25 protein-coding genes and 1 pseudogene are annotated in these 24,964 nt (G+C 39.8%); 16 read left to right on the top strand and 10 right to left on the bottom strand.

The window, feature by feature from the left end:
* Positions 1–22: 22 nt before the first annotated feature.
* The 4 genes from dnaB to rpsD all read left to right on the top strand — a co-directional run bounded on the left by dnaB (position 23) and on the right by rpsD (position 3,158).
* A complete protein-coding gene (gene dnaB / locus RG565_RS01385) occupies positions 23–1,375 on the top strand; it encodes a replicative DNA helicase (protein WP_247936905.1) in 1,353 nt (450 codons plus the stop codon).
* A 3-nt stretch (positions 1,376–1,378) separates the two neighbouring features.
* A complete protein-coding gene (locus RG565_RS01380) occupies positions 1,379–1,651 on the top strand; it encodes a Veg family protein (RefSeq protein ID WP_003027868.1) in 273 nt (90 codons plus the stop codon).
* 58 nt (positions 1,652–1,709) lie between these two features.
* Positions 1,710–2,342 (top strand): HAD family phosphatase, encoded by a 633-nt coding sequence (locus tag RG565_RS01375; RefSeq protein ID WP_247936904.1) that lies wholly within the window; start codon positions 1,710–1,712, stop codon positions 2,340–2,342.
* A 204-nt stretch (positions 2,343–2,546) separates the two neighbouring features.
* Positions 2,547–3,158, top strand: a complete 612-nt coding sequence (gene rpsD, locus RG565_RS01370) for a 30S ribosomal protein S4 (protein ID WP_247936903.1) — start codon at positions 2,547–2,549, stop codon at positions 3,156–3,158.
* Between the two features lie 111 nt (positions 3,159–3,269).
* Here rpsD and RG565_RS01365 read toward each other — a convergent pair whose 3' ends face one another.
* Entirely contained in the window at positions 3,270–3,803 is a 534-nt protein-coding gene (locus RG565_RS01365; RefSeq protein WP_247936902.1) for a TetR/AcrR family transcriptional regulator, read from the bottom strand.
* Positions 3,804–3,976: 173 nt separating this feature from the next.
* Here RG565_RS01365 and RG565_RS01360 point away from each other — a divergent pair, with 173 nt between their 5' ends.
* Positions 3,977–6,775: a YhgE/Pip domain-containing protein gene (locus tag RG565_RS01360; protein ID WP_268732160.1), complete on the top strand. Its 2,799-nt coding sequence runs from the start codon at positions 3,977–3,979 to the stop codon at positions 6,773–6,775.
* Between the two features lie 168 nt (positions 6,776–6,943).
* Here the strand turns inward: RG565_RS01360 and RG565_RS01355 are convergent, their stop codons facing one another.
* Positions 6,944–7,717 carry a Cof-type HAD-IIB family hydrolase gene (locus RG565_RS01355; RefSeq protein ID WP_003027862.1) on the bottom strand — a complete coding sequence of 258 codons (774 nt, stop codon included), beginning with the start codon at positions 7,715–7,717 and terminating at the stop codon, positions 6,944–6,946.
* A 17-nt stretch (positions 7,718–7,734) separates the two neighbouring features.
* Positions 7,735–8,619 (bottom strand): helix-turn-helix domain-containing protein, encoded by an 885-nt coding sequence (locus RG565_RS01350; RefSeq protein WP_268732159.1) that lies wholly within the window; start codon positions 8,617–8,619, stop codon positions 7,735–7,737.
* 567 nt (positions 8,620–9,186) lie between these two features.
* Here RG565_RS01350 and RG565_RS01345 point away from each other — a divergent pair.
* The 5 genes from RG565_RS01345 (at position 9,187) to RG565_RS01325 (ending at position 13,455) form a co-directional block, all read left to right on the top strand.
* Entirely contained in the window at positions 9,187–9,945 is a 759-nt protein-coding gene (locus RG565_RS01345) for a DUF6261 family protein (protein WP_268732158.1), read from the top strand.
* A 91-nt stretch (positions 9,946–10,036) separates the two neighbouring features.
* Positions 10,037–10,429: a hypothetical protein gene (locus RG565_RS01340; RefSeq protein WP_049533144.1), complete on the top strand. Its 393-nt coding sequence runs from the start codon at positions 10,037–10,039 to the stop codon at positions 10,427–10,429.
* Between the two features lie 158 nt (positions 10,430–10,587).
* Positions 10,588–11,322 (top strand): polyphosphate polymerase domain-containing protein, encoded by a 735-nt coding sequence (locus RG565_RS01335; protein ID WP_268732157.1) that lies wholly within the window; start codon positions 10,588–10,590, stop codon positions 11,320–11,322.
* A complete protein-coding gene (locus RG565_RS01330) occupies positions 11,303–11,983 on the top strand; it encodes a DUF4956 domain-containing protein (protein WP_268732156.1) in 681 nt (226 codons plus the stop codon). Before RG565_RS01335 ends, RG565_RS01330 begins: the two co-directional genes overlap by 20 nt.
* Positions 11,984–11,994: 11 nt before the next feature.
* A complete protein-coding gene (locus RG565_RS01325; RefSeq protein WP_268732155.1) occupies positions 11,995–13,455 on the top strand; it encodes a carbohydrate-binding domain-containing protein in 1,461 nt (486 codons plus the stop codon).
* Between the two features lie 228 nt (positions 13,456–13,683).
* Here RG565_RS01325 and RG565_RS01320 read toward each other — a convergent pair whose 3' ends face one another.
* The 4 genes and pseudogenes from RG565_RS01320 to RG565_RS01305 form a co-directional block, all read right to left on the bottom strand.
* A complete protein-coding gene (locus RG565_RS01320) occupies positions 13,684–14,298 on the bottom strand; it encodes a hypothetical protein (protein ID WP_268732154.1) in 615 nt (204 codons plus the stop codon).
* 219 nt (positions 14,299–14,517) lie between these two features.
* Positions 14,518–15,133 (bottom strand): annotated as a pseudogene (locus RG565_RS01315) (HAD family hydrolase).
* Positions 15,134–15,142: 9 nt separating this feature from the next.
* A complete protein-coding gene (locus tag RG565_RS01310; RefSeq protein WP_268732153.1) occupies positions 15,143–16,138 on the bottom strand; it encodes a DUF4097 family beta strand repeat-containing protein in 996 nt (331 codons plus the stop codon).
* Positions 16,125–16,451, bottom strand: coding sequence for a PadR family transcriptional regulator (locus RG565_RS01305; protein WP_268732152.1), 327 nt, complete (start codon positions 16,449–16,451; stop codon positions 16,125–16,127). The genes RG565_RS01310 and RG565_RS01305 overlap by 14 nt, the downstream gene beginning before the upstream one ends.
* Positions 16,452–16,754: 303 nt before the next feature.
* Here RG565_RS01305 and RG565_RS01300 point away from each other — a divergent pair, with 303 nt between their 5' ends.
* The 5 genes from RG565_RS01300 to dltD are packed head-to-tail and all read left to right on the top strand — an operon-like array spanning position 16,755 to position 21,203.
* A complete protein-coding gene (locus RG565_RS01300) occupies positions 16,755–16,886 on the top strand; it encodes a teichoic acid D-Ala incorporation-associated protein DltX (RefSeq protein WP_037566969.1) in 132 nt (43 codons plus the stop codon).
* A gap of 33 nt (positions 16,887–16,919) precedes the next feature.
* Positions 16,920–18,446: a D-alanine--poly(phosphoribitol) ligase subunit DltA gene (gene dltA / locus RG565_RS01295; RefSeq protein WP_374989842.1), complete on the top strand. Its 1,527-nt coding sequence runs from the start codon at positions 16,920–16,922 to the stop codon at positions 18,444–18,446.
* Positions 18,443–19,687, top strand: coding sequence for a D-alanyl-lipoteichoic acid biosynthesis protein DltB (gene dltB / locus RG565_RS01290; protein ID WP_247936898.1), 1,245 nt, complete (start codon positions 18,443–18,445; stop codon positions 19,685–19,687). Before dltA ends, dltB begins: the two co-directional genes overlap by 4 nt.
* Before the next feature lie 15 nt (positions 19,688–19,702).
* Positions 19,703–19,942 (top strand): D-alanine--poly(phosphoribitol) ligase subunit DltC, encoded by a 240-nt coding sequence (gene dltC, locus RG565_RS01285; protein ID WP_003026725.1) that lies wholly within the window; start codon positions 19,703–19,705, stop codon positions 19,940–19,942.
* On the top strand, positions 19,935–21,203 hold the full coding sequence (dltD, locus tag RG565_RS01280; protein WP_247936897.1) for a D-alanyl-lipoteichoic acid biosynthesis protein DltD: 1,269 nt from the start codon (positions 19,935–19,937) through the stop codon (positions 21,201–21,203). Before dltC ends, dltD begins: the two co-directional genes overlap by 8 nt.
* A 130-nt stretch (positions 21,204–21,333) precedes the next feature.
* On the opposite strand, the gene RG565_RS01275 is transcribed toward dltD, so the two are convergent.
* Positions 21,334–22,158, bottom strand: coding sequence for a Cof-type HAD-IIB family hydrolase (locus RG565_RS01275; protein WP_247936896.1), 825 nt, complete (start codon positions 22,156–22,158; stop codon positions 21,334–21,336).
* A gap of 253 nt (positions 22,159–22,411) precedes the next feature.
* Between RG565_RS01275 and RG565_RS01270 the strand changes: the two genes are divergently transcribed.
* Positions 22,412–22,996 (top strand): DNA-3-methyladenine glycosylase, encoded by a 585-nt coding sequence (locus RG565_RS01270; RefSeq protein ID WP_247936895.1) that lies wholly within the window; start codon positions 22,412–22,414, stop codon positions 22,994–22,996.
* A gap of 66 nt (positions 22,997–23,062) precedes the next feature.
* Here the strand turns inward: RG565_RS01270 and RG565_RS01265 are convergent, their stop codons facing one another.
* Both RG565_RS01265 and RG565_RS01260 read right to left on the bottom strand, forming a co-directional pair.
* On the bottom strand, positions 23,063–24,232 hold the full coding sequence (locus RG565_RS01265; protein WP_049533140.1) for an MFS transporter: 1,170 nt from the start codon (positions 24,230–24,232) through the stop codon (positions 23,063–23,065).
* Positions 24,233–24,297: 65 nt separating this feature from the next.
* Positions 24,298–24,819, bottom strand: coding sequence for a TetR/AcrR family transcriptional regulator (locus RG565_RS01260; RefSeq protein ID WP_037566967.1), 522 nt, complete (start codon positions 24,817–24,819; stop codon positions 24,298–24,300).
* Positions 24,820–24,964 lie beyond the last annotated feature (145 nt).

Here is a 24,964-nt window from a genome sequence, read left to right as displayed (position 1 = left end):
ATTTTTTGAGAGAGGAGGTCTTATGGCAGATATTGATGAATTGCGAGCACAACCGCAGGATATTTTAGCAGAGCAATCTGTTTTAGGTGCGATTTTTATTGATGAAAGTAAGCTAGTTTTTGTTCGTGAATATATCGAGCCAACTGACTTCTTTAAATATGCTAATCGGTTAATTTTTAAAGCGATGATTGACTTGGCAGATCGAGGTGATGCCATTGATGCGACAACTGTTCGTAATATTTTGGACAGTCAGGGTGATTTGCAAAATATCGGTGGCTTGTCTTACTTGGTTGAAGTGGTCAATTCAGTGCCGACTTCTGCCAATGCTGAATATTATGCTAAGATTGTCGCAGAAAAAGCTGTTTTGCGCCGGTTGATTTCGCGGCTGACAGACTCTATCAATCTAGCTTATGATGGCTCTAGTCCTGCAGATGAAATCATTGCTGGGGCTGAAAAAGCGCTGATCGATGTTAGTGAAAATGCTAGTCGAAGTGGCTTTAAAAATATTAAAGAGATTTTGAATCTTAACTTTGGCAGCTTGGAAACGCGGTCTCAGCAAACTTCTGATATTACAGGGATTGCGACAGGTTATCAAGACTTGGATCACATGACTACGGGTTTGCATGAAGAAGAGTTAATCATCGTGGCAGCTCGTCCAGCGGTTGGTAAAACAGCTTTTGCTCTCAATATTGCTCAAAATATTGGAACAAAGCTGGATAAAACAGTTGCTATCTTTTCTTTAGAAATGGGGGCAGAAAGCCTAGTAGACCGAATGCTGGCAGCAGAGGGGTTAATTGAATCGCATTCAATCCGTACAGGGCAACTGACGGATGAAGAATGGAGCAAGTATGCGATTGCACAAGGAAATCTAGCAGAAGCTAGTATTTACATTGACGATACGCCAGGAATTCGGATTACAGAAATTCGTTCGCGTGCTCGAAAATTAGCGCAAGAAACAGGAAATCTTGGATTGATCTTGATTGACTACTTGCAGTTGATTACAGGGACTGGTCGAGAAAATCGTCAGCAGGAAGTTTCTGAAATCTCTCGTCAATTAAAGATTTTGGCAAAAGAGTTGAAAGTGCCAGTCATTGCGCTGAGCCAATTGTCACGGAGTGTGGAACAGCGTCAGGACAAACGACCTGTTTTGTCAGATATTCGTGAGTCTGGTTCAATTGAGCAGGATGCAGATATTGTCGCATTTTTATATCGAGATGACTACTATGAACGCGGCGGTGAAGAATCTGAAGGGCTTCCAAACAACAAAGTTGAAGTGATTATCGAAAAGAATCGTAGCGGTGCGCGTGGCACGGTGGAATTGATTTTCCAAAAAGAATACAATAAGTTTTCAAGTATTTCCAAGAGAGAGGAATAAATAATGAGTGATGCATTTACAGATGTTGCAAAAATGAGAAAAATCAAAGAAGAAATCAAAGCCCATGAGGGCAAAATGGTAGAAATGACTCTTGAAAATGGTCGTAAACGTCAAAAAAATAAGCAAGGGCGCTTGATTGAAGTTTATCCTTCTTTGTTTATCGTTGAATATACAAGTAATGGAGGTCAACCAGGTGAGATTGAAAACACTTATGTCGAATCTTATACTTATTCAGATATTTTAACAGAGAAAAATCTCATTCATTATTTGGATTGAGAATAAATTTGTTTTAATGGCGAAAAACTGCTTTGATGTGATGTAGCTGGAGTGAAAAATGATTAAAAATCTAGTTTTTGATTTTGGCAATGTTTTAATTGAATGGAATCCCGCTAAGATTTTAGCTACTTTTGTAGAAGATGAAGAAGACCGGAAGTGCGTCAAAGCTGCTATTTTTGATTCGGGGTTCTGGGCTCAGACAGATACTGGACAATTAACTTTGGAAGTAGCTATTCAGGCAGCTCAAACATTACTAGATAGTTCTTACTCTGCTACTGTTGAAGCCATTTTTACTCATTGGTATGAGACAGTGGATGTTTATCATCAGCTACAAGAGAAAATTTTTGAATGGGTTCAGCTGGGATATGGCATTTATATTTTGTCTACTACAAGTGAGATATTTTATGCAGTTGAAAATGCAGGTTTATTACCGATGACGAAAGTGTTGACTGGTAAAATCCTTTCTTACGAAGTAGGGTGTGCAAAGCCAGATAAAAGTATCTATCAAAAGTTACTAGCTCAATACGCATTACAAGCTAATCAATGTGTGTTTATAGATGATCTACAGGTTAATTTAGATGTCGCTAAAAGTCTAGGATTTGAAACTATTTTAGCAACATCTGAACAGCAAAATATAATTGCGATAGAAGAATTGTTGAAAAAGAAAGGTTATTTTCATAGAAAGAAATAATCTGGTAAAATCCGTCTTTACAGATAGGATTTTTTTTGATATAATGGCTTTTGTGTGAAATAGCAGCAGGAGAGCATGAAGCTCGTCAACAGAACATTAGCTATAAAAGTAGCCTTGGCTGTTTAGGCGAAAATGTTCTGCACGAATCAGGGCTTTCTAAGTGACTATTTCCTCAAATTATTATTTTTACAGGAGGACATGTTTATGTCACGTTATACAGGACCATCTTGGAAACAAGCTCGTCGTTTGGGTCTTTCACTTACAGGTACAGGTAAAGAATTGGCACGTCGTAACTACGTACCAGGTCAACATGGACCAAACAACCGTAGCAAATTGTCAGAATATGGTTTGCAATTAGCTGAAAAACAAAAACTTCGTTTCACTTACGGTGTAGGTGAAAAACAATTCCGTAACTTGTTTGTTCAAGCTACTAAGATCAAAGAAGGCATCCTTGGTTTCAACTTCATGCTTCTTTTGGAACGCCGTTTGGATAACGTTGTTTACCGTCTTGGTCTTGCGACTACTCGTCGTCAAGCTCGTCAATTCGTAAACCATGGTCATATCCTTGTTGACGGAAAACGTGTAGATATTCCTAGCTACCGCGTATCTGTTGGACAAGTGATTTCAGTTCGTGAAAAGTCACTTAAAGTACCTGCAATCCTTGAAGCAGTTGAAGCAACTCTTGGACGTCCGGCATTCGTATCGTTTGATGCTGAAAAATTAGAAGGTTCATTGACTCGCCTTCCAGAACGCGATGAAATCAACCCAGAAATCAACGAAGCACTTGTCGTTGAATACTACAACAAACAACTTTAATCAATGGATTATCAGAAGTTGGGATTTCCCCAGCTTCTTTTTTGTTATAAAGATTACGAAAAAAGTCCTAAAGACCTTGTGTGTGCTACTAGAGCAGGTATAGGAAATATTCTAATACAGCATTTTTAAAAGGAAATCTGCCATTTGTTCGGGGCTTTCTTTTTTTCCTCTGGAAATCCACATTTGACAGACACCAAAAAAGGCATTTGTGAGATAAACATAACTGTACTCTTTTTCTACTTGACTCAGCAATTTGCTATTGAAGTGATCTTGTAGGTCTTCAGCTAGCATAATTTGGAATTTATGGCGTAAAAAAGTTTGGATTTCTTTGGTTCCGTTTTCTGTCAATAGGGCAGAAAGGAGAGATTCACGTATGAGAAAATCAAAAACTTCTATAATGGCACTGCGCTTATCTTGGGCATACTTATCAAAAATGTATTCTAACTTATGAAAAAGTTTTTGCTGATAATGCTCAATCATGTCATATTTATCTTTGTAGTGTGTATAAAAACTGCTGCGACTGATACCAGCCGTTTTTGTCAACTTGACAGTGCTAATCTGATCGAATGATTCGTGTTCCAGTAGCTCTACCATAGCGTTTTCAATAATCATTTTTGTTTTTTGACGTTTGTTACTTTCTACCATTTTACCTTCCTCTTTTGAACAATTTTATACAACGTGTCTAAAAATGAAATTTTTCTCTTGTGAAAAATTTCAGAAACTGTATAATCTATTATATCAAATATTTAGACAATGTGTATAAAAATATTTCAAAAATTAAAATTTTTATACAGAGTGTCTAAGATAGAGGAGAAAAAATGTTCAAAGAATGGAAAGCAATTTTCAAAAAACCAATTTTTGTGATTGTCATGATTGGTGTTTCCTTGATTCCTGCTCTTTATAATGTAATCTTTTTGAGCTCCATGTGGAATCCTTATGGTAAAGTTTCAGAATTGCCAGTAGCGGTTGTGAATAAAGACCAACATGCGACATTTAACAACAACACCTTATCTGTTGGCGATGATATGGTGAAAAGTCTTAAAAAGAATGATGCTTTGGACTTTCATTTTGTATCTGAAGGAAAGGCTAAGAAGGGATTGGAGAAAGGTGATTATTATATGATAATCACGCTTCCAAGTGATTTGTCTCAAAAGGCTGCTAGTATTCTGGATAATAAGCCGCAAAAGATGCAGATTGATTATCAAACATCTAGCGGACACAGCTTTATTGCCAGCAAGATGAGTGACTCAGCTATGACGCGGCTTCAACAAACTGTCGCTAACAATGTGACAAATACATACACGACATCTCTCTTCAAGAGTATGAATAGCTTGAGGAAAGGCATGACAACAGCTGCTTCTGGTAGTGGTCAACTCGCTTCTGGCGGTCAACAATTAAAAGACGGTAGTCAAACCTTGACAGATAATTTGAATACTTTATCTAGCTCTAGTATGACGTTTGCAGACGGCGCTAATACATTGACGACAGGTTTGGGGACCTATACGCTTGGTGTGCGTCAGCTTTCAGACGGAATTGGTACGCTATCGACACGCCTTTCAGCTTATACGTCAGGTGTCGGTCAATTGGCTTCTGGGTCAGATACGCTTTCAAAAGGTCTGACAGACTATACAAATGCTGTTGGTCAATTAGCTTCTGGGTCAGATACATTATCAAAAGGTCTGATAGATTATACAAGTGCTGTTGGTCAATTGGCTGACGGCTCAGGGCAATTATCAGATGGCTTAACTACCTATACCGATGGTGTGGCCAATCTTGCAGGTGGCGCAAATCAATTAAACAGTCAATCGCAAAACTTATTGGCTGGTGTTAATCAATTGAGTGCTTCTAATGAAGAAATTCAAAAATTATCAAGCGGTGCGCATCAATTAGCTACGGGTCTGAACACGTTAATGACGACTGTTCAACAATCTGGCATGACTGCTGAACAAGTTCAAAAGCTACAGGATTTGCAAGCAGGTTTAACTGCTGTGCAAACCGCTCTTTCAACTGGATCAGACTTGTCAGCTGCCAAAGCAAGCATGACAACTGCTTTAAGCAATATGGAAACGGCTGCGAACACGCTTGCCAATAGTGCGACGACAGACAAAACTACGATTGCAACTAACGTGGCTGCTACAGCTGCTTATCAAAAGTTAAGTGCTAGTGAGCAGGCAGAAATCAATGCTGCGATTTCGCAAACTCCAAGTCAAACTGCTACGACTGCGGCAAGTCTATTGACAAATATTCAAGCGCTCAAGACGCAAGTGACGAACTTGCCAGAGCAATCTTCTAATCAACAAAGCGCAGCTGTCATCGGACAAGCAAAAGGTGCGCTTTCAGAGCTTCAAACGAGCTCACAACAATCCCAAGCAAAAATCCTTGCAGCTTTGCAACAATCAAATGCGGGTGCTAATAAAGTAGCAGCAGGTATTGACCAATTGCAAACGAGCTTAGCAACAGGTGCTGGTCAATTGGCAAAAGGTGTAACCGACTACACCAATGGGGTTGCGCAGATAACAGCAGGAGCTAATACCTTATCTAGTAAGAATATTCAATTAACATCCGGCATGGCGAAAATCAGTTCAGGTTCTAAGACTTTGGCTGGTAAGAATGGGCAGTTGACGTCTGGCATGGCGAAAATCAGTTCAGGTTCTAAGACTTTGGCTGGTAAAAATAGTCAATTGACATCTGGTATGGCAAAAATCAATTCCGGAGCTAATCAATTGGCGGCTAATAATGGTCAAATCGACGCTGGCTTAGCAAAATTGGCAGACGGAGCTAGTCAATTAGTGAACAATTCTGCTACGCTCGTGTCAGGGGCAGGCAAACTGTCTGACGGTGCTGGTCAAATTGCAAATGGTTCTACGAAGTTAGCAGACGGTAGTTCAACTATCACGTCTAATCTGGGAACACTTGTGTCGGGTGCGGACACCTTGACAGCAGGTTTGACAGATGCCAAAAATCAATTATCTATGGTGATAACCAATAAAGCCAATGCTAAAGCTCTCGCAAATCCATTAACAACGAAGAAAACAGATAAAGACCATGTTGGTAAAAATGGTATCGGTATGGCACCATACATGATTTCTGTGGCACTTTTTGTAGCAGCGATTTCAACCAATATCATTTTTAACACGTTGCCCTCTGGTAAGAAACCTGAGACACGTATGGAATGGCTGAAAGCACGTATTCAGGTCAATGGCGTTATTTCTCTCTTGGCAGGTTTATTGGTATATGGTGCGGTACACATGATTGGCTTAACCGCAAACCACGAATGGGCAACGCTTGGTATCATTCTTTTGACCAGCATGTGCTTCATGGCGGTGGTGACGGCTCTGGTAACGTGGGATACCAAGCTTGGAGCTTTCATTTCCTTGATCTTGTTGTTGCTGCAACTCGCCTCTAGTGCGGGTACTTACCCACTTCCATTAACGGATAAGATTTTTCAAGATGTCAATCCTTGGTTGCCAATGAGTTACTCTGTTTCGGCTTTGCGTCAAACAATTTCGATGACGGGGCAAGTTGGCGGGCAAGTTGCCTTCATGACAATCGTTCTGCTGCTCTTTGTTGGTCTTGGTTTCTTGGTTTACAATCCAAATAAAAAAGAATTAGTTTAATCAAAAAGAGGCTGGAACGCTGGCGCAATCACTCACAGGAAAATGAAATGTGAGAAGATGACGTATAAAAGTGTTCCAGACTCGTTTATTTCTAGAATAAAACTCAACCTTACGGGGTGGATGACAACATCGTTTTCTTGCGAAATGTTGATGTTTGTCCCGCCCTTTTTAAATCAAACCGAAATGGGCGAGGGCGTACGGAATACCGTTTTCATCATTGGAGCGCGTGATGAAAGTGGCTGCTTCTTTGACGGCTGTTTGGCTATTGCCCATTGCAATGGGATAATCTACTGTTTCAAACATGGTCAGGTCATTGAGTCCGTCTCCGAATGCGTAAGTCGGTGCTTCGTCTGCCAGCAAGGTCAGCAGGTGCTGAATCCCAGAGCCTTTGTTACAACCGTGCGGCGTGATGTCTATCGAGTAGGGGCTGTTACGGAAAAAGTGAAGTTCAGGGATTTCTGCTTGATATTGGGTGTCTTTTTCAGGCTTCTCACTAAAAATGAGCAACATCTGACAAGGCTGATTTTGATAAATGGTCGGACCGACTTGGGGCAGGTCTTGATGAAAATAGCGGAAATTCTGCTGAACGGTCAGACTGAGCGCTGTCACACGCATTTCTCCTTGCGAATAAAAACCGAGGTCATGCTCATTTTCCTTTGCCAGTTGCAGGAGCTTGAGAATGCTGTTTTGTGCAATTCGTCCTTCAAACAGGAATTGCTTTTCATGGAGGATTTCCATGCCATTTAGCAAGATAGCGGAATGAATCCCAGCGTCTTCCAGAACCGTCCCCATTTCTCCGCGACCGCGTCCCGTACAGACAATAGGCAGAAAGCCGTTGGCTCGTAGTTGAGCAATGGCTGTTTTGTTGTCTGCTGGGACTTGTCCTTGGCTATCAACCAAGGTGCCGTCAATATCAAAAAATACAAATCCGTTGTAAGTCATTTGCTTCTCTGTCTCCTTTAAGATGCTGAAGTTCCACGTGAAACGTGAGAGAAAGGGGAAGTACGATGTTGTTTGACTTCTTCTTTCAAGTTTTCGAGCAAGGTCGTTTCTTCTGTCAGCTCAAGCAACTGGAGCCCCTTCTGGACAAGGGCATCGTCTCCTTGGCAAATACCCAGGCGAACCTGAGCAAACCCGAGCTTGTCGTATCGTTTTGTTTGCTTGGCGAGCGGTAAGATCATCTCGGTGATACGCTGGCAATCGTCAAGGCGGTTATTGAGAAAATAAACGGTGGAAAGATTGAATAAAATAGAGGCTTGAGTTCCTTTGATGTTTTTATAATCATTATATTTTTCAAGATTGGTGAGAATTTTTTCGGTAATCTCCTGAATGGTTTCAATTGGAAAGAAGAAGAGAATAACACCTAACAGGCGAAAGTCACTTTCGTACCAGACATCTCGCTTTTCTAAATCTGTCCAAATTTGCTCTGCCAATTGTTTTGCTTTATCGCTAAAGTTATGCTCTCGTACTTCCATAATAATATTGATTGTGGAGAGAATATTTTGGATTGGCAAATCATGTTTGACTTTTTTAAGATGTTCTTCGCATAGATGAGCAATTTTTTTAAGTTCTGTATTATTAACAATAGATAAGTGGTTTGACATTTGATTGATAATCACTTGTCTTATCCGAGGTTTATAATAATTACAAATATATTCAAATTCCCCAAAGCTCATGTCAATCTGGTGGAGCAGAAATTCCATAGTTTCATAGCTGGGAACGGATTGGTTGCTTTCAAACTTGGAAAGATTGGAGCGCGAAATCCAATCTCCGCAAATCTCTTGCTGGGTGATTCCCTTTGCTTTTCGAATTGTCTTGTAAACTGTTCCAATATCCCAACGCATAGGCGACTCCTTGTGTAAAATATGAAATGTGAAAATAGTGGGCATTTTGTGAATGCCTTTTCATCATATTATATCATATAGATGAAAGGAGAAAAAGTGATGAAGAAAAATACCTTTTCTGCTTCTGCGTTCCATTAAGGACTGTGTGTTCAAACTGTTTTGAAAGTGGTTAATCCTCTTTTTCAGAAAATTTCCTATAATTTCCCATTCATGTTATACTAAATGAGATGATTTTTCTGGATTTCGTTGGCTGATGAGGTGAGGCGAGACAATTTTACTTCGTCCACGCGGCTGACAAGGCAAACTGATTGTCGTTCAGACCGTCGACCGGGTCGAAAGAGTGAACGAAAAGTAGTTTAGACTGTCGACTGGGTCGAAAGAAAGAATGCAAAGTAGTTTAGACCGTCGACTGGGTCGAAAGAATGAATGAAAAGTAGTTTAGACTGTCGACCGAGTCGAAAGAGTGAATCCAAAGTAGTTTAAGTTGTCGCCCCAGTCGATAGAAAAAAGGAGAAGTCATTGAAACGGTCGCTTTAAGTGACAAGTAAAAAAGGAAAGAAGGAATTTATGAAGCAAGAAAAGCTCATTGGATTAAGAACTGGACATCTCCGTCATGCGGAATTCACGCAGTTTATCACTCGTTTTTTAGACGATGTGGAGAAAGAAGCGCTCGACTTTAAAAATGAGGACGTCATTACCGCTCTCGTCAAGAAGATCAAGGCAGCCTTGCCTGCTTATCAAGCCTCTCTCGGTCAGATTCGGGCGAGTGAAAAGTCAGCTTCGATTAGTGCGGCTGACGAATTGCGCGACGCTGATTTGCAAGCTCTTCGCGATGCGCTGAAACCGTATCGGGCAGCCAAGCGGGAAGAGGAAAAGGCGGCTTATGCCAGCTTGAAACGCTTGTTTGACCAATACAAAGACGCTCATCAGAAGCATTACGAGGAAGAAACCGCCCTCGTTGTCAGCTTACTGGACAAGCTAAAAACAGCCCCATATAAGGAGCAGGTGGGGACTTTAGCGCTTGGAAAATTCGTTGAAAATCTGACCGAAAGTCACTCAGCTTTTGAACAACTCTTTGCCTCTCGCTCCCAAGAGAAATTGCAAAAAGTGAGCTATGATGTCAAGCGATTGCGCAAAGAAGTGGCGACGCCTTACCAACAGTTGGCGGACTATGTGGTGATTTTGCACCAAGTCAAAAACGATAGCTTTTATGCGCCCTTCCTTTCCGTGCTCAATAACAGCCGCAAGCACTATGCAGATGTCCTTGCCCGTCGCAAGGGTAAAGAGCCTAAAGCAGAAGCAGGAAAAGTAGCAGAAATCAACTAACATTTCTCCTTCATCTTACTTGAAGTTTGTCTGTCAGAGTGGTAGGATAAAGACGAAGAGGAACGAGCAGAAAATTAGAAAGTGTGATGGGATGATACGATTTCATTTTAATAACGAATTTTGGTTTCGGTGGCGGTTTTATCTGTTGAGCATGATGATATTCGTTTCCTTGGTTGTTGAACCTTATGCGAAATTAGACGTGTTCAATGTGATTTATTTTGCTGTGTTGGGAACATTTTTGCTTTTGCAGATCTTTGTGCCAGAGTGTTCGCATAAGCGGTCCTATCCAGTAGGCAGCTATCACTTTAACTGGGAATTTTATAATGAAACTTCCTTGTATCTGATGATTTATTTTTCACGTTCCCTCTACTCTGGTCCGAGAAGCAGCCATGATGTGTGGTACTGGATTTTTCTGGTAGCAGCTATTCTGATTATTTTCAGTTTTCTTATCAAAAAAGAAAAAGAAGAGAAGAGTGAAGAATAAGATTGCGGTAGCTTCTAGTTTCTATTTCATTCTACAGACATTTATTAAACATCTCCAGAAAATGGGGGTGTTTTGTTTTCTTTAAGTTTTCTTTAGCTTTCTTTTAAGGATTTGCCCGTAAACTACGTAGATAAAGAACGACAAAGGAGAGCAATCTCATGGCTAAAAAAACATTTAAAGATAAATTTCAACGGATAGAAACCAAGTACGTCATCTCAAAGGAAACGTTGGCAGATTTGCTACAGGAGTTTGAAGCGTATATGGCAGAAGATGAGCACGCCTATTCAACGATTGGCAACCTCTACTATGATACACCGACCTATCAGATGATTCGGGAGTCTTTGGAGAAGCCTTATTTCAAGGAAAAATTGCGCGTGCGCACTTATGATGCTAGCCCTCAGGCTGATAGCCAAGTCTTTTTGGAAATCAAGAAAAAAGTGCGCAAGGTCGTGTATAAACGTCGGATTGCGACTGAGTTGTTGACAGCAGAGCAGTATCTCGCAGGGGAATGCCAGCTTGAGGATTCGCAGATTAAACAGGAAATCGAATGGCTTTGTGAGCGTTACGGTGGCGTGCAGCCCATGATGTATATCTACTACAACCGCTACTCTTTAAAAGGTTTGGAAGATTCAAATGTGCGGATTACCATTGACTATGATGTCGCTTATCGAACGAAAAATTTGAGCTTACTGGCAGGAAAAAACGGCAAGAACCTTCTTCCTGACAACCATGTCATCATGGAAATCAAGGTGCCGGGGGCGTATCCACTCTGGCTGGCAGAGATTCTGGATCGTCACCACGTTTTTCCAAAGTCTTTCTCAAAATACGGGGTTGCCTACAAGAAAACAACCGACTACAAAGGAGTAATCAATCATGTTCGATCAGCTATTTAGTGATGTTTTTACAGGGACAACGGTCAATCCAGCCAGTATGTTTGGTGCGATTGGTGTTGCCTTAGTGCTGGGGCTGATATTAGCCAAGGTCTATCAGTACAAAACCATTTATAGCAAGTCCTTTATGATGACCTTGGTTATGCTGCCGACTTTGATTGCCATTGTCATTTTCCTAGTCAATGGCAGTCTGGGTGCAGGGGTTGCGGTCATGGGGGCTTTCAGCTTGATTCGCTTTCGTTCAGCACCGGGTGGTGCTAAGGAATTGCTGGCGATTTTCCTTGCGATGACGATTGGGATTGCTGTCGGTATGGGCTATCTTGTCTTTGCCAGCGTCTTTACGATGATTATGTCGGTAGTTATGTTGTTGCTGGAAACAGTGAATTTCGGGCAGATGAAACATTCCATGCGCCAAGTGACCGTTGTCATTCCAGAAAGTTTAGACTATGAGACGGTCTTTGATGACATCTTCCAAAAGGCGACCAACTATGTTGAACTAGCAAATGTCAAAACGTCTGATATGGGAAGTCTGTTCAAGATTAAGTATATTGTCCAATTAAATGGTACAATGACAGAGAAAGAGTTAATGGACGCTCTGCGGACACGAAATGGGAATTTAGAGATTGCCATTAGCCGCTACGTCACAAAAGAAAATGAACTATAAGGAGGACCGCCATGAAAAAAACAGCCTCAAAACGAAAAACATGGAAACGACTGGTTCCGCTTGTTCTATTGACAGTTGCTTTGGGAGCATGTGGTGCGAAAAACGGTAGTTCAGCCAGTACCAATTCCTCTAGCACCAGTAAGGTAACGACCGTTAAACTGTCCAATTATTTTACTAAACGTGACCAAGACGCTTCTTATGATGAATCAAAAGCGACTAAGATTAGCCTGAGTGGCTCATCTGCCAAGACTTCTGGTTCTGGTGCGGAAGTGTCCGGCTCTACAGTGACGATTACCAAAGCGGGGACTTATGTCTTGTCTGGTTCAAGTGAAAATGTCCAAATTGTCGTTAAAGTTGGCAATAAAGACAAAGTTCAACTCGTGCTGAATGGGGTCACGATGACTGGAACAGATGCTGCTATTGTCGTAGAAAATGCAGATAAGACTTTTATCACTCTTGCAAAAGACAGCAAGAACACGATTTCGGATTCTGCCAATCACAAGAATACAGACTATGACGCTGCGATTTACAGCAAGGACGACCTCACTTTCAACGGTTCTGGTAGTCTGACGGTCGAAGGCAATTATGGCAATGCTATTGAGTCCAATGATGATTTGCGCATTACAGGCGGAACCTACACGATTAAAGGTTATAAAAATGCCCTTTCAGCGAATGACGCAATCAATATCAAAGACGCGACAATGAATTTGACCGCAACGGAAGATGCCATTCATGCGGATAATGATGAAGATACATCATTAGGCAATTTCTATATCCAGTCTGGAAAGATTACCATTCACGCTGGAGATGATGGTATTCACGCTTCTAATACTGCTTTTATTGACGGCGGTACGATTAAGGTTGAAAAGAGCGAAGAAGCGCTAGAAGGCAAAACCGTCACCATTAACGGTGGGGATTTAGACCTGACAGCCAATGACGATGGTATCAATGCTGCAGACGGTAGCAGCAGCGAGAGCGCTCCAGGACAAGCGACCGCTGGTGTCAGTCTGACCATCACAGGTGGTAAGGTCAAGGTTAATGCCCAAGGTGACGGCTTGGATTCTAACGGAGATTTGACCATTTCAGGTGGTGAGGTCTATGTGGACGGGCCGACAAATGGTGGCAATGGTGCTCTTGACTATGACGGCAATGGCACCATTACTGGCGGGACCGTTGTAATGGTCGGCAGCAATGGCATGGCAATGGGCTTTGGCTCAAATTCTAAACAGGCCTCTATCCTTACGAATGTATCTGGGAATGCTGGTGCTAAGGTGACGATTTCTGATTCGTCAGGAAAAGAAATTCTCAGTTACACTGCGACTAAGAATTTCCAATCTGTTCTAGCGAGCTCAGCTGCTATTAAAGACGGTAAAAGCTACACTATTACAGTAAATGGACAAAGCACGACCGCAACAGCTAGCCTAACCACACAAAATGGAAATGGTATGGGCGGAGGTCCTGGCGGACGGTGATGATAGACAAAAGAGGCTGGGAAACCCAACCTCTTTCGTTTGACCTTTGCTTAATCGTCAAGGTGTGATAGTGTTTTAATCGCTAACCATTGTGATAGGATTAAAACTAAGAAAAATATATGAAATAATAAATCACGTATAATTGGCATATTTCTACAAATAAATAAAGAAATGAAAGGGGAACAAACAAACCAAATAGCTTGAAAAATAACAATCTTTTTTTCATACTTAATAACTCCTATTTCCATGATAATATAATGGACTGTGGTAACTAGATGTATCAGCAACTCCGACATTAAAGCTACCAACCTGACCAATACCAATTCCAGCTCCGATTGAAGTGGTTGTTGATGTATTTCTATACAAATGACCGTTTAAAGTAAAGTGTATTCTATTGGCATTGGGTAAAGCGTATTGAAAATTTCCTTGGAATATTAAACTTCCAGAATAATAACCTGCATAAACAATTCGTTTTATTCCTCTAAACCAACCGCTTTTACTAACTTCACAATAAAAATAGACATGTCCTGCATTATTTGGAATATAAGAAATTAACGTATCATCTTGATATGTAGCACCACGTAACACTACATATGAAGTTTCTTCATTTAGCTGAGCATTTCTAGCTTGAGAAGTGCTCTTATTGGGGAATAAAGTACGTTCAGCTTCTGCAAAACTAACGCCTGTATTACTAACATAATTGGCTAAGATTTCATCTTTAGTAACTGTTACAACATCAAAATTTTTAACAGTAGTTTCATCAGCTTTTACAGTCGTTCCAATGCCAAAGACTAGAACTAAGAAACTTAAAAAGCTAATAAACATTAAACCTAAACGCCTCATAGTGTTTCCTCCTTTTTATAAAATCAAATTGATAAAACTACAGCTCTAATTATAAATCCTCCCTTCTGACGAACTGCTTAAAGAATTCCCCTTTTTTCACTTTCAATGTATCACAAAAATAAGAAGAAACAAGTCTATTTTTGAAGGAAAATTTATGATATAATAAAGTTGATAACGTTAAAAAAACTAGAGCGAAACAACTCTAGTTTTTTTGCATGCTCAGCCTAAAATCTCTAGAATCTCTATCAAAATCAACAGTCCAATCTGGTGCTTCTGCTGGATTCGTTACGTGGGTCAAGCGGCTAAATCTCTGTCGGATCCAAATGGTTTGCATTCCAAGTTGTTTAGCCGGAAGAATATCATTGTACAAACGGTCACCAATCATCACAGCGCCTTCAGCTAAGCAGTTCGCTTGTTGGAGAGCTAACTCAAAAATAGCGAGATCAGGTTTTGCCAAGCCAACATCGGCAGAGGAAATCATCAGATCAATCCAAGAATCAATACCAAATCTTCTCAATCTTGCTTGCAAGTTCGGTAACTGGTTGGCAATAATCCCAATCTTGTAGTGCTGGTGGAGAGTTTTCAGCACTTACTTGCAGTCAGGATACAGCACCTCTAAATCAGACCTCCAAGACGGACGCTTCAGACCATAATCGTTCAGAGCTTCCCCATCGCCCTTTTTGTTTTCCTTAAAATAGTGAATCATAGTTTGATAAAATGCTGCATAAGAAATGTGAGTATCCGCAATAGCCTGCTCAATCCGATCTTGGTAGGCTTTTTCTTCGTTTACCAAAGTTGAGCCAATATCAAAGAATAACCAATGAATCTGTTTCATGCGAAACCTCTAATAAAGATTGATGTCTCCGCTGACAGCTTGGATAGTAAGAGAATCTGTAGAATCCGTTGCTTGGTGGTGGATCGTGTTGCCAACGATTTGGTGGCTCGGCTGGAGCTGATCAGAGATAGAAATGTCTCCGTGCACTGTTTCAAGATCATAGCTGAAATCATGGTGCAGCAGATGAAGTGAAATATCTCCGCTTGTTGTTTGAATAGAGGTTTTACCAGCAATTTCTAAAGAATGCGTGTCGAGATCACCTGATACAAGAGTAATTTTACAATCTGTTAATTTGGCATGCGCTAGATGAATATCACCACTGATAAGGGTAACATTGGTCTGTTGCAAATGGCAATGACGCATGGTCAAATCACCACTTGAAAGCTCAATCGTTCCTTTTTGTGTTTGAAGATGAGATACAGCTACATCACCAGAAGTTGCTTGAAGTGAGAATGACTGAAGAATCTTGCCATTCGGGATTTGAATGCAAATAGGATGATTATCAAAACCGTTTTTCATGACGTTAATAATCCAGTCCAAACCACTATAATGCGTGTTGCCTTTTTCTGTAATGTGCCACTTCTCGTTTTGAACAGTAGAAATGATTTGATTGTTGCCTTTTCCATTATAGTATTTGATGTGGAAAAAATCATCAGGTGAAGGCTCAATCAGAATATCTTGCGTGGTGACATCAATATGCAATTCAGAGATTGTTGCATAGTCTTCAAAGATATAAGCATTGTCGGTATATGATTGGTGATTGTGTGCAGATGACTGGTGTTGAGGACGAGTTGACGTTTCTTCTGCTTGATTTGATGAAAGTGAACGAATAATCTCTTCTGCTGCGTCTTTGGGATCTCCCAACTCCTCAATGACTTGTGCTTCATTTTCAGGTCCGGCTTCTTCAAAGTATTCCGTAAAATAATCCATTGCTTCTTTATAATCTGCTTCTGGCAATGTTTTCAAGTATTTCTCTAGTGCGGCTAAATAGTCAGTTTTTGTCATGGCGAATGCTCCCTTCTATGATACCGTTGACTGTCGCTGTATATAACTCCCACTCCCTTTTAAGGGTGTTTAACTGCTTTCGTCCCACTGGAGTAAGGGAGTAATACTTCCGTTTTCGACCTTGATATTCTTGCGAGTAAGTCGTTAAATAACGATTTTTTTCTAACTTTTTCAAAATAGGATATAAGGTTGATTCCTTGATATTGGCAATCAATTTAATCGTTTGGCTAACCTCATAGCCATAGGAATCTTCGCTTTCCAAAATCGCTAGAATGAGAAATTCAATCAAGGTAGAAGATGTTGGAAAATACATGAGCACCTCCTATATATAATATTTTTATATATAATTTTTCTATACATAGTATAGTTCTTTTTCTTTTTAAAGTCAAGAAAATATATAAAATTTTTATATATTATCAAAAGTTGCTGTTAGTAGACGTATTTTTTCAGCTAACTGTGTCAAGAAGTATCTGTAATTTGTCTAGGTTTGTTGTAAATAAACCTTAATTCTAACTGAATTCCTCAATTAAAGAATGTTTTGTATTGAAAAATAGCGTTAGAAAATGGTAAAATATACTAAGTCTTATCTAGAAGTAAGACAAAAGTGATGAATATGATGAAAAAACATAAAATAATTTTTAAATTTTTTGGACAGACGCTGTTTTATTTTGTGATATTTCTAGCGTTGCTTTATTTCTTTAATTATCTTGGTCAAGGCCAAGGTGGTTTTATCTATAATGAATTTTAGGAGCAGACTGTGACCAATTCAGTAATTAACGACATGATTGAAACGATTGAGCGCTTTGCTCAGTCTCAACCAGATTTTCCAGTTTACAATGTTCTCGGAGAAGCTCATACTTATCATGATTTGAAAGTGGACTCGGATTCGCTCGCTGCAAAGATTGATAGTCTTGCGCTTCCTGAAAAGTCACCAGTGGTGGTGTTTGGTGGGCAAGAATACGACATGTTAGCAACCTTTGTAGCTTTGACGAAGTCAGGACATGCTTATATTCCGATTGATAGTCATTCAGCTCTGGAGCGCGTGACAGCGATTGTGGAAGTGGCACAGCCTAGTCTCATTATTGCAATCAATGACTTTCCGCTGAAAGATGTGACGATTCCGATTCTTGATGTAACAACAGTTCAAGTAGCTTTTGCAGCCAAACATCCTTACGAAATTACACACCCTGTTAAAGGTGATGAGAATTACTATATCATTTTCACCTCAGGAACGACTGGAAAGCCAAAGGGTGTGCAAATCTCGCACGATAATTTGCTTAGCTTTACCAACTGGATGATTACAGATAAGGAATTTGCGACTCCAGCTCGTCCGCAAATGTTGGCGCAGCCACCTTACTCTTTTGATTTATCGGTTATGTATTGGGCGCCAACCTTGGCACTTGGAGGAACACTTTTTGCAGTTCCGTCTGCCATTACGCAAGATTTCAAGCAGCTATTTGAGACTATTTTGAACTTGCCAATCGCTATTTGGACATCCACGCCGTCTTTTGCAGACATGGCAATGCTGTCTGAAGATTTCAATGCTGAAAAAATGCCAGGCATTACACATTTCTACTTTGACGGAGAAGAATTGACGGTTAAAACGGCTCAAAAATTGCGTGACCGTTTTCCAAATGCACGTATTATCAATGCTTACGGTCCGACAGAAGCAACTGTGGCTCTATCTGCCGTTGCTATAACAGATGATATGCTGACAAATATGAAACGCTTGCCGATTGGCTATACCAAAGCGGATTCTCCAACTTTTGTGATTGATGAAGATGGAAACAAATTGCCAAACGGTGAGCAAGGAGAAATCATTGTTTCTGGACCAGCTGTATCAAAAGGCTATATGAACAATCCAGAGAAAACAGCCGAAGCATTTTTTGAGTTTGAAGGGTTACCAGCTTATCATACAGGTGATGTTGGTACTATGACAGATGAAGGTTTACTGCTTTATGGCGGTCGTATGGATTTCCAAATCAAGTTCAACGGTTTTCGTATTGAATTAGAAGATGTTTCCCAAAACCTGAACAAGTCTCAATATGTGGACTCAGCTGTGGCTGTACCGCGTTACAATAAAGATCATAAAGTACAAAACCTTCTAGCCTATGTCATCCTGAAGGACGGGGTTAAGGAACAATTTGAGCGTGAGATTGATATCACCAAAGCTATCAAAGAAGATTTGCAAGATATTATGATGTCTTATATGATGCCTTCCAAATTCCTTTATCGGGATTCCTTGCCATTGACACCAAATGGTAAGATTGATATTAAAGGTTTGATTAGCGAGGTCAACAACCGATGATGGATTTCATAAGACAGCTTCCTCACTTGGAACCGTACGGGGATCCGCAGTATTTTGTTTATATCATTTTAGCCGTTTTGCCAATCTTTGTTGGTTTATTCTTCAAAAAAAGATTTCCCATTTACGAAGCTCTGGCCAGCTTTGCTTTTATCATTTTTATGCTGACTGGACCAAAGTTAACGCAAATTTATGCGCTACTGTTTTACGTTATTTGGCAGATGATTTGGGTTTGGTCTTATAAAATTTATCGAAAAACGGGAGATAGCAAATGGATTTTCTATTTGCACATTGCTTTGTCTATCCTACCGCTTTTCTTTGTAAAGGTAACGCCAGCTATTTATGGTCATCAATCACTCTTGGGCTTTTTAGGAATTTCCTACTTAACTTTCCGTTCAGTAGGAATGATTATTGAGCTGCGGGATGGTGTTCTAAAAGACTTTAACTTATGGGAATTTCTACGTTTCATGCTCTTTATGCCAACTTTTTCAAGTGGGCCGATTGATCGTTTTAAGCGGTTCAATCAAGACTATGAAAACATCCCTGAGCGTGATGAACTGCTAGATATGTTGGAGCAATCCGTTCAATACATAATGCTTGGTTTCTTATACAAGTTTATTCTGGCACATATTTTAGGCTCAATGATTTTGCCTCCTCTCAAGCAATATGCAGTGCAAATGGGTGGTATCTTCAACCTGCCAACTCTAGGAGTGATGTATGTATTTGGATTGGATTTATTTTTTGACTTTGCGGGTTATTCCATGTTTGCCCTCGCTATTTCCAATCTAATGGGCATTAAAAGTCCGATTAACTTTAATAAACCTTTCGTTTCGCATGATTTGAAAGAGTTTTGGAATCGTTGGCATATGAGTTTATCATTTTGGTTCCGTGACTTTGTCTTTATGCGTCTGGTTACAGTACTTATCCGAAACAAAGTTTTTAAAAATCGGAATACCACTTCAAGTGTAGCTTATATCATCAATATGCTAGTCATGGGCTTTTGGCACGGGGTTACTTGGTATTACATTGCTTATGGACTTTTTCATGGTCTAGGACTCGTTATCAATGACGCTTGGGTGCGGAAGAAAAAGACCGTCAATAAAGAGCGGAAAAAGAAGAATCTACCTCCCTTGCCAGACAACAAATGGACGCAAGCAGTGGGGATGTTTATCACTTTTAATGTTGTAATGTTTTCATTCTTAATCTTCTCAGGATTTTTGAATGACTTATGGTTTAAAAAATAAAAAAGGAGTTCTCTAATGGACGTAAAAGCAGAAGTATTAGAAATTATTGATGATTTATTTATGGAAGATGTATCAGACATGATGGACGAAGATTTGTTTGATGCAGGAGTTCTGGACAGTATGGGAACGGTTGAATTGATTGTTGAATTAGAAAACCGTTTTGACATTCATGTTCCCGTCTCAGAATTTGGTCGTGATGATTGGAATACGGCTAATAAAATTATTGAAGGTGTAACGGAGCTTCGCAATGCTTAAACGATTGTGGCTCATTTTAGGCCCAGTTTTCTGCGCCTTTTTGATGGTGGTGGCTTTACTATTTTTCTACCCAACCAAGCAACAACATGATTACCAAGCTGAAAAGCGCTCAGCCGTTACTTTGACGGCGGGAAGTTTCAAGGGAAGAACGCAAAAAGTACGTGCTTTGACAGATAAAAAGCACCGCTTTGTTCCTTACTTTGGTTCAAGTGAATGGCTGCGTTTTGACAGCATGCATCCTGCGGTTTTGTCAGAAAAATACAACCGCAATTACCGTCCGTATTTTTTGGGGCAACGTGCCGCAGCGTCTCTTACACAATATTTTGGTATGCAGCAGCTGCTTCCTCAACTGAAAAATAAAACAGTCGTGTATGTGGTCTCTCCTCAATGGTTTACCAAAAAAGGCTACAGTCCAGCAGCATTTCAACAATATTTTAATAGTGATCAATTGACCAGTTTCTTGCGTCAGCAAGAAGGAGATATTGCTGCTCAGTATGCGGCTAAGCGTCTCTTACAACTGTATCCGACAGTGGCTATGAAAGACAATGTAAAAAAAGTCGCTGCTAATCAGAAACTGTCAAATTTTGACAAGCAATATATTCGTCTTATTAGTCGTTTGAATCAGCGGGAGGATGCTCTTTTTAGCTCACTATTTGCCGAACGCAATGCAAATTATGAAAAATTGGTTCAGCCTCAAGTCAAGCGTTTACCAAATAAATTTTCCTACGAGGATTTAGAAAAATTTGCTATTAAAGATGCACAAAAAAATACCAACAATAATAACTTGGGAATTGATAATAAGTTCTATCGTCGCCGTTTGCGAAAGCATTTAAAGAAGCTCAAAGGTGCGCAGGGAAAGCTATCCTATGTCAAGTCTCCTGAGTATAATGACTTACAGCTTGTTTTGAAGCAATTTGCCAAGTCAAAAACGAATCCAATCTTTGTTATTCCCCCTGTTAATGCAAAATGGATGGCCTATACTGGTTTGAGTCAAGAAAAGTACCAACAAGCGGTGAAGAAAATTCGTTATCAGTTGGAAAGCCAAGGTTTTACCAATATTGCAGACTTTTCAAACGATGGTGGGAAACCTTATTTTATGCAGGACACCATTCACATGGGCTGGCTTGGCTGGCTGGCGTTTGATAAGGCTGTCAATCCTTTTATTTCCAATCCAAAGCCTGCTCCGACTTACCGGATGAATGATCGATTCTTCAGCAAAGAATGGGCAAATTATGACGGAGCAATTGAGAATTTTAAATAAGAAAAAGAAAACACGAACAAAGATTTTAACTAGTTGGTTGCTAGTTTGCTTGTCCGTGTTTTTTTATATGGAGAACTAGAGAATTTTATGAATCCGTTCATTTTTCTATTGTATTTTGGAAAGATAGCTGTTAATCCAAGACGTATTGCTCTATTGCTTGAGCGACTCCTCCCTCATTGTTTGTCAGAGTGACTATAGTAGCTTGCTCTTTGACTGCTTTAGGAGCATTTCCCATAGCCACTCCTAATCCGGCCAATTTCAGCATGGGGAGATCGTTGAAGTTATCACCGATTGCCATGACTTGCTGGAGAGGGATTTGGTAAAAATGAGCAATCTCTTGAAGAGCATTTTCCTTAGAAACCTGTTTAGCTGTCACTTCTAGATAATTCTCTTTTGAAAGATAAAAGGTTGTTTTAGGAAAATCTGTGTTTTGCAGATAGTCGTGAAGATTTTGGATGGTGATCGCTTCACCTATCAGAAGAAGTTTGTGAATAGAAGCACAATGTTCTACAACAGAAACTAGAGATTGAAGGATAGGATTTTCACCGGTAATATCTGCTTCTTCCTGAACCCATTTGTCAATCTGTTCAGCAAACCAATCCTTTCCTGAATAGAGATTGATAGCTACAGCTGGAAACTTCTCTTGGACGAGCTCTAGCAGACAACGAACTTCTTTTTTATCCAAAGCGTGTTCCATTAAAATATCATAATTCTGAGGATTTCCTTTGATGACAAGAGCACCATTGTAGCAAGCCAATGGATTGTCAATGAGACCAAGCTGCTGTGCGATTGGCTCCATGCCAAGTGGTGAACGTGCAGATGCCAACACAAAAGGGATTCCTTTTTCCTGCAAAAGAGAAAGCTGTGTTTTTAGCTGATAATCAACTTGGTGTTGGTCATTTAAAATAGTACCGTCAATATCGCTTATGACAAGGCGGATAGGTCGTTTGTTCATAAAATTTCTTCTTTATAAGCATGATATCATTGTGGGGTGATAATCAGAATGTTCATTTTTCTTCTTTGTTATTATTTTAACACAAAAAAGAATTTTTGAAAGCGATTTAGCTGTTTTCTATTAAGACAAATTTAAGCAAAACAAGGTATCTTATAACTAATCCTAAAAAAACTTTTTTCATCATAATCTCCTAAACAAAAAAGCAGTCTTTCTCGATTGCTTTTTTGTATGGAATTCATGTTATAATGAAATCATGTTATCAAAAGAATTTAAACACATCATGCAGACAGATACAGTCGCAACGGCTAAGTCCTTGTTAGGTATGCAATTGTGCTTAGACGGACAAGTGTTGGGACGAATTGTTGAGACAGAAGCTTATTTGGGAGCTAAAGATAGTGCTTGTCATAGTGCACATGGCAAACGAACATCGAAAAACGAGTCTATGTATTTATCTGCTGGACACTGGTATGTCTATCAAATCTACGGACATCAAATGTTGAATCTAGTCACAAGAGCTGAGAATGTCGCAGAAGCTGTCTTGATTCGAGCCTTGGAATTGCCAGACGGGACATTGCTTGCCAACGGCCCAGGAAAATTAACTAAATTTGCAGGGATTACCAGGGAATTTGATGGTCAAGGTTTGACCACTTCAAGATTGCAATTGGTAGAAAATGCTGTCCCGTTTCAAATTGGCTCGCGCTCTCGAATTGGCGTGACCTGTACAGATGAATGGCGAGCTGCGCCTCTAGGCTTTTATGTTATGGGCAATCGGCATGTTTCTAAAATTTCGAAGGTAGGTTTACTGCCAGATGCTAAGACATGGAAAATAGATAATTAAAAAAACAGAGTGGAGAAAAGAGTCCAACAACTGAAAAAGGTTCACTCTCCATTCTGTTTTTGATTTTTATAAAATTTTATCAGATTTCTCTACATAAAAGAGAGCAATAATCATAATGATTGTAAGAATGAGCAAGACACATACAGCAGGTAGCCAAGAATGGAAGAAATCGGCACTATAACCAAATAAAGCTGGTCCAAAAGCAGCTAGTAAATAACCACCTGTTTGTGCTAAGCCAGATAGCTGAGCAGTTTGTTCAGGGCTACTCGTTTTTGTTGAAAAAGTAACCATAAGATATGGGAAAAGAGCACTCACAGCTGACCCAATGAGGATATTGGCAATAAGCCAATAAAAGAAATCATTCGTTTGAATTAAGAGCATGCTAATACCAAGGACACCCGCAGCAGAGATAATTGCTAACATTATCATACGATGACGAGGAGACAGCCGTGTTGTCAAGCTAGGAATGGTCATTGAAAAAGGTAGACTAATCAAGTTAAAGACAGAGGCTAAAACTCCAGCAGAAGCATTTGAAATGCCGGCTTGTGTTGCCATAGTTGGTAGCCAGGTTAGGCAAGTATAAAAAAGCAATGATTGCAAGCCACCAAAAATAATAATAGCCCAAACTTTTTTATTTTTCCAGATAGAGCTACCTTGGTGCTCTTTATTTTTGTTCACTAAGAAATGGTTATAAGATGTATTTGGTAGCCAAATCAAAAATGCTAAAAGACAAACCATTGTCAAAAAAAGGACAAGACCTTGCCATGAAGTTGCTTTTGTTATCGGCACTGCAATAGAAGAAGCAATAGCGGTTGATAGCCCCATAGAGGTTACATACATGGTTGTCAAGAGTCCAATCCGATGCGGTTGATTGGCTTGGATGACACTTGGAAGTAAAACATTAAGTACTGCAATGGAAACTCCAATGAGAATCGTCCCCACATAAAGAAGTGGTAGATTAAAAATCCGAATGAAGGATCCAATGGTAAGCAGAGCAAGGACGAGAGTAAAAAGCCGTTCGAGCCCAATTTTGCTCGCTAAACGCGCCGAAAATGAAGAGCAGAGAGCAAACATGATTAAGGGCAGACTGGTCAAAAGACCGAGGGAACTAACTGAAACATGAAGCCCGTTGGCAATGTCTGTTAAGACAGTTGGAAGCGTTGTAAAGGGCGTCCGCAAAGCGACACCCACCATGATAATTCCTGGTAATAAAAAGATAGAATGTTGTTTTTTCATAAATTCTCCTAGAAGGGTTCTTAAAAAAATTATACCATAGCGATAACCAAAATTATAGCCCTATATTAGTGCATTAGCTCAAGATAGTAGGCTGTAATAGTGGCTTCATCGATTTTATTTCGTTGTCCCAACCACCAAGTAACTGTTTCAATAAAAGTTGTCGTGACATAATTTTTTAAAAATGGTTCTGGTAGCTCAGACTTTTGTGCCAATAGCTTTTCATGAATGAGAGGAAAAAGATAATGCTCTAGTTCTAATTTTAAACGATTGGTAAAATAAATATTTTTAGACAATAATAAAGTAGCTATTTTATCTTGGTTTTTCCTGAAATGGTAAAAAATATGAGCTGTTGCGTCAAAAAGTTCACTTGCTTGGTAGCGCTCAACAAACGTATGCTGGAACAAATCTTGGCACATTTCTTCAAGTAATGCCTCTTTCGTCTCAAAATGAGCATAGAAAGTCGACCGACCGACATCTGCAAGGTCAATGATTTCTTGAACTGTGAGGGATTCATAACTTTTTTGATTCAAAAGAGTGAGAAAAGCCTGATAAATGGCTGCGCGTGATTTTTTAACTCGTCTATCCATCATTTCCGAACAAATCCTAATAAATGTACGCTATCAAACGAAGCATTAGATTTGTTTCTTGTTTCCTCCGTTAAAATAGTAGATAATATAATTGAACAAAGTGTTTTGTTTTGAATACATTATACAATAAATAAAATCAAATCTC

Source organism: Streptococcus sp. IsoGale021 (genome assembly GCF_031142795.1).
In the GTDB taxonomy this organism is placed as follows: Bacteria; Bacillota; Bacilli; order Lactobacillales; family Streptococcaceae; genus Streptococcus; species Streptococcus hominis.
This window is presented reverse-complemented; position numbering and strand designations above follow the sequence as displayed.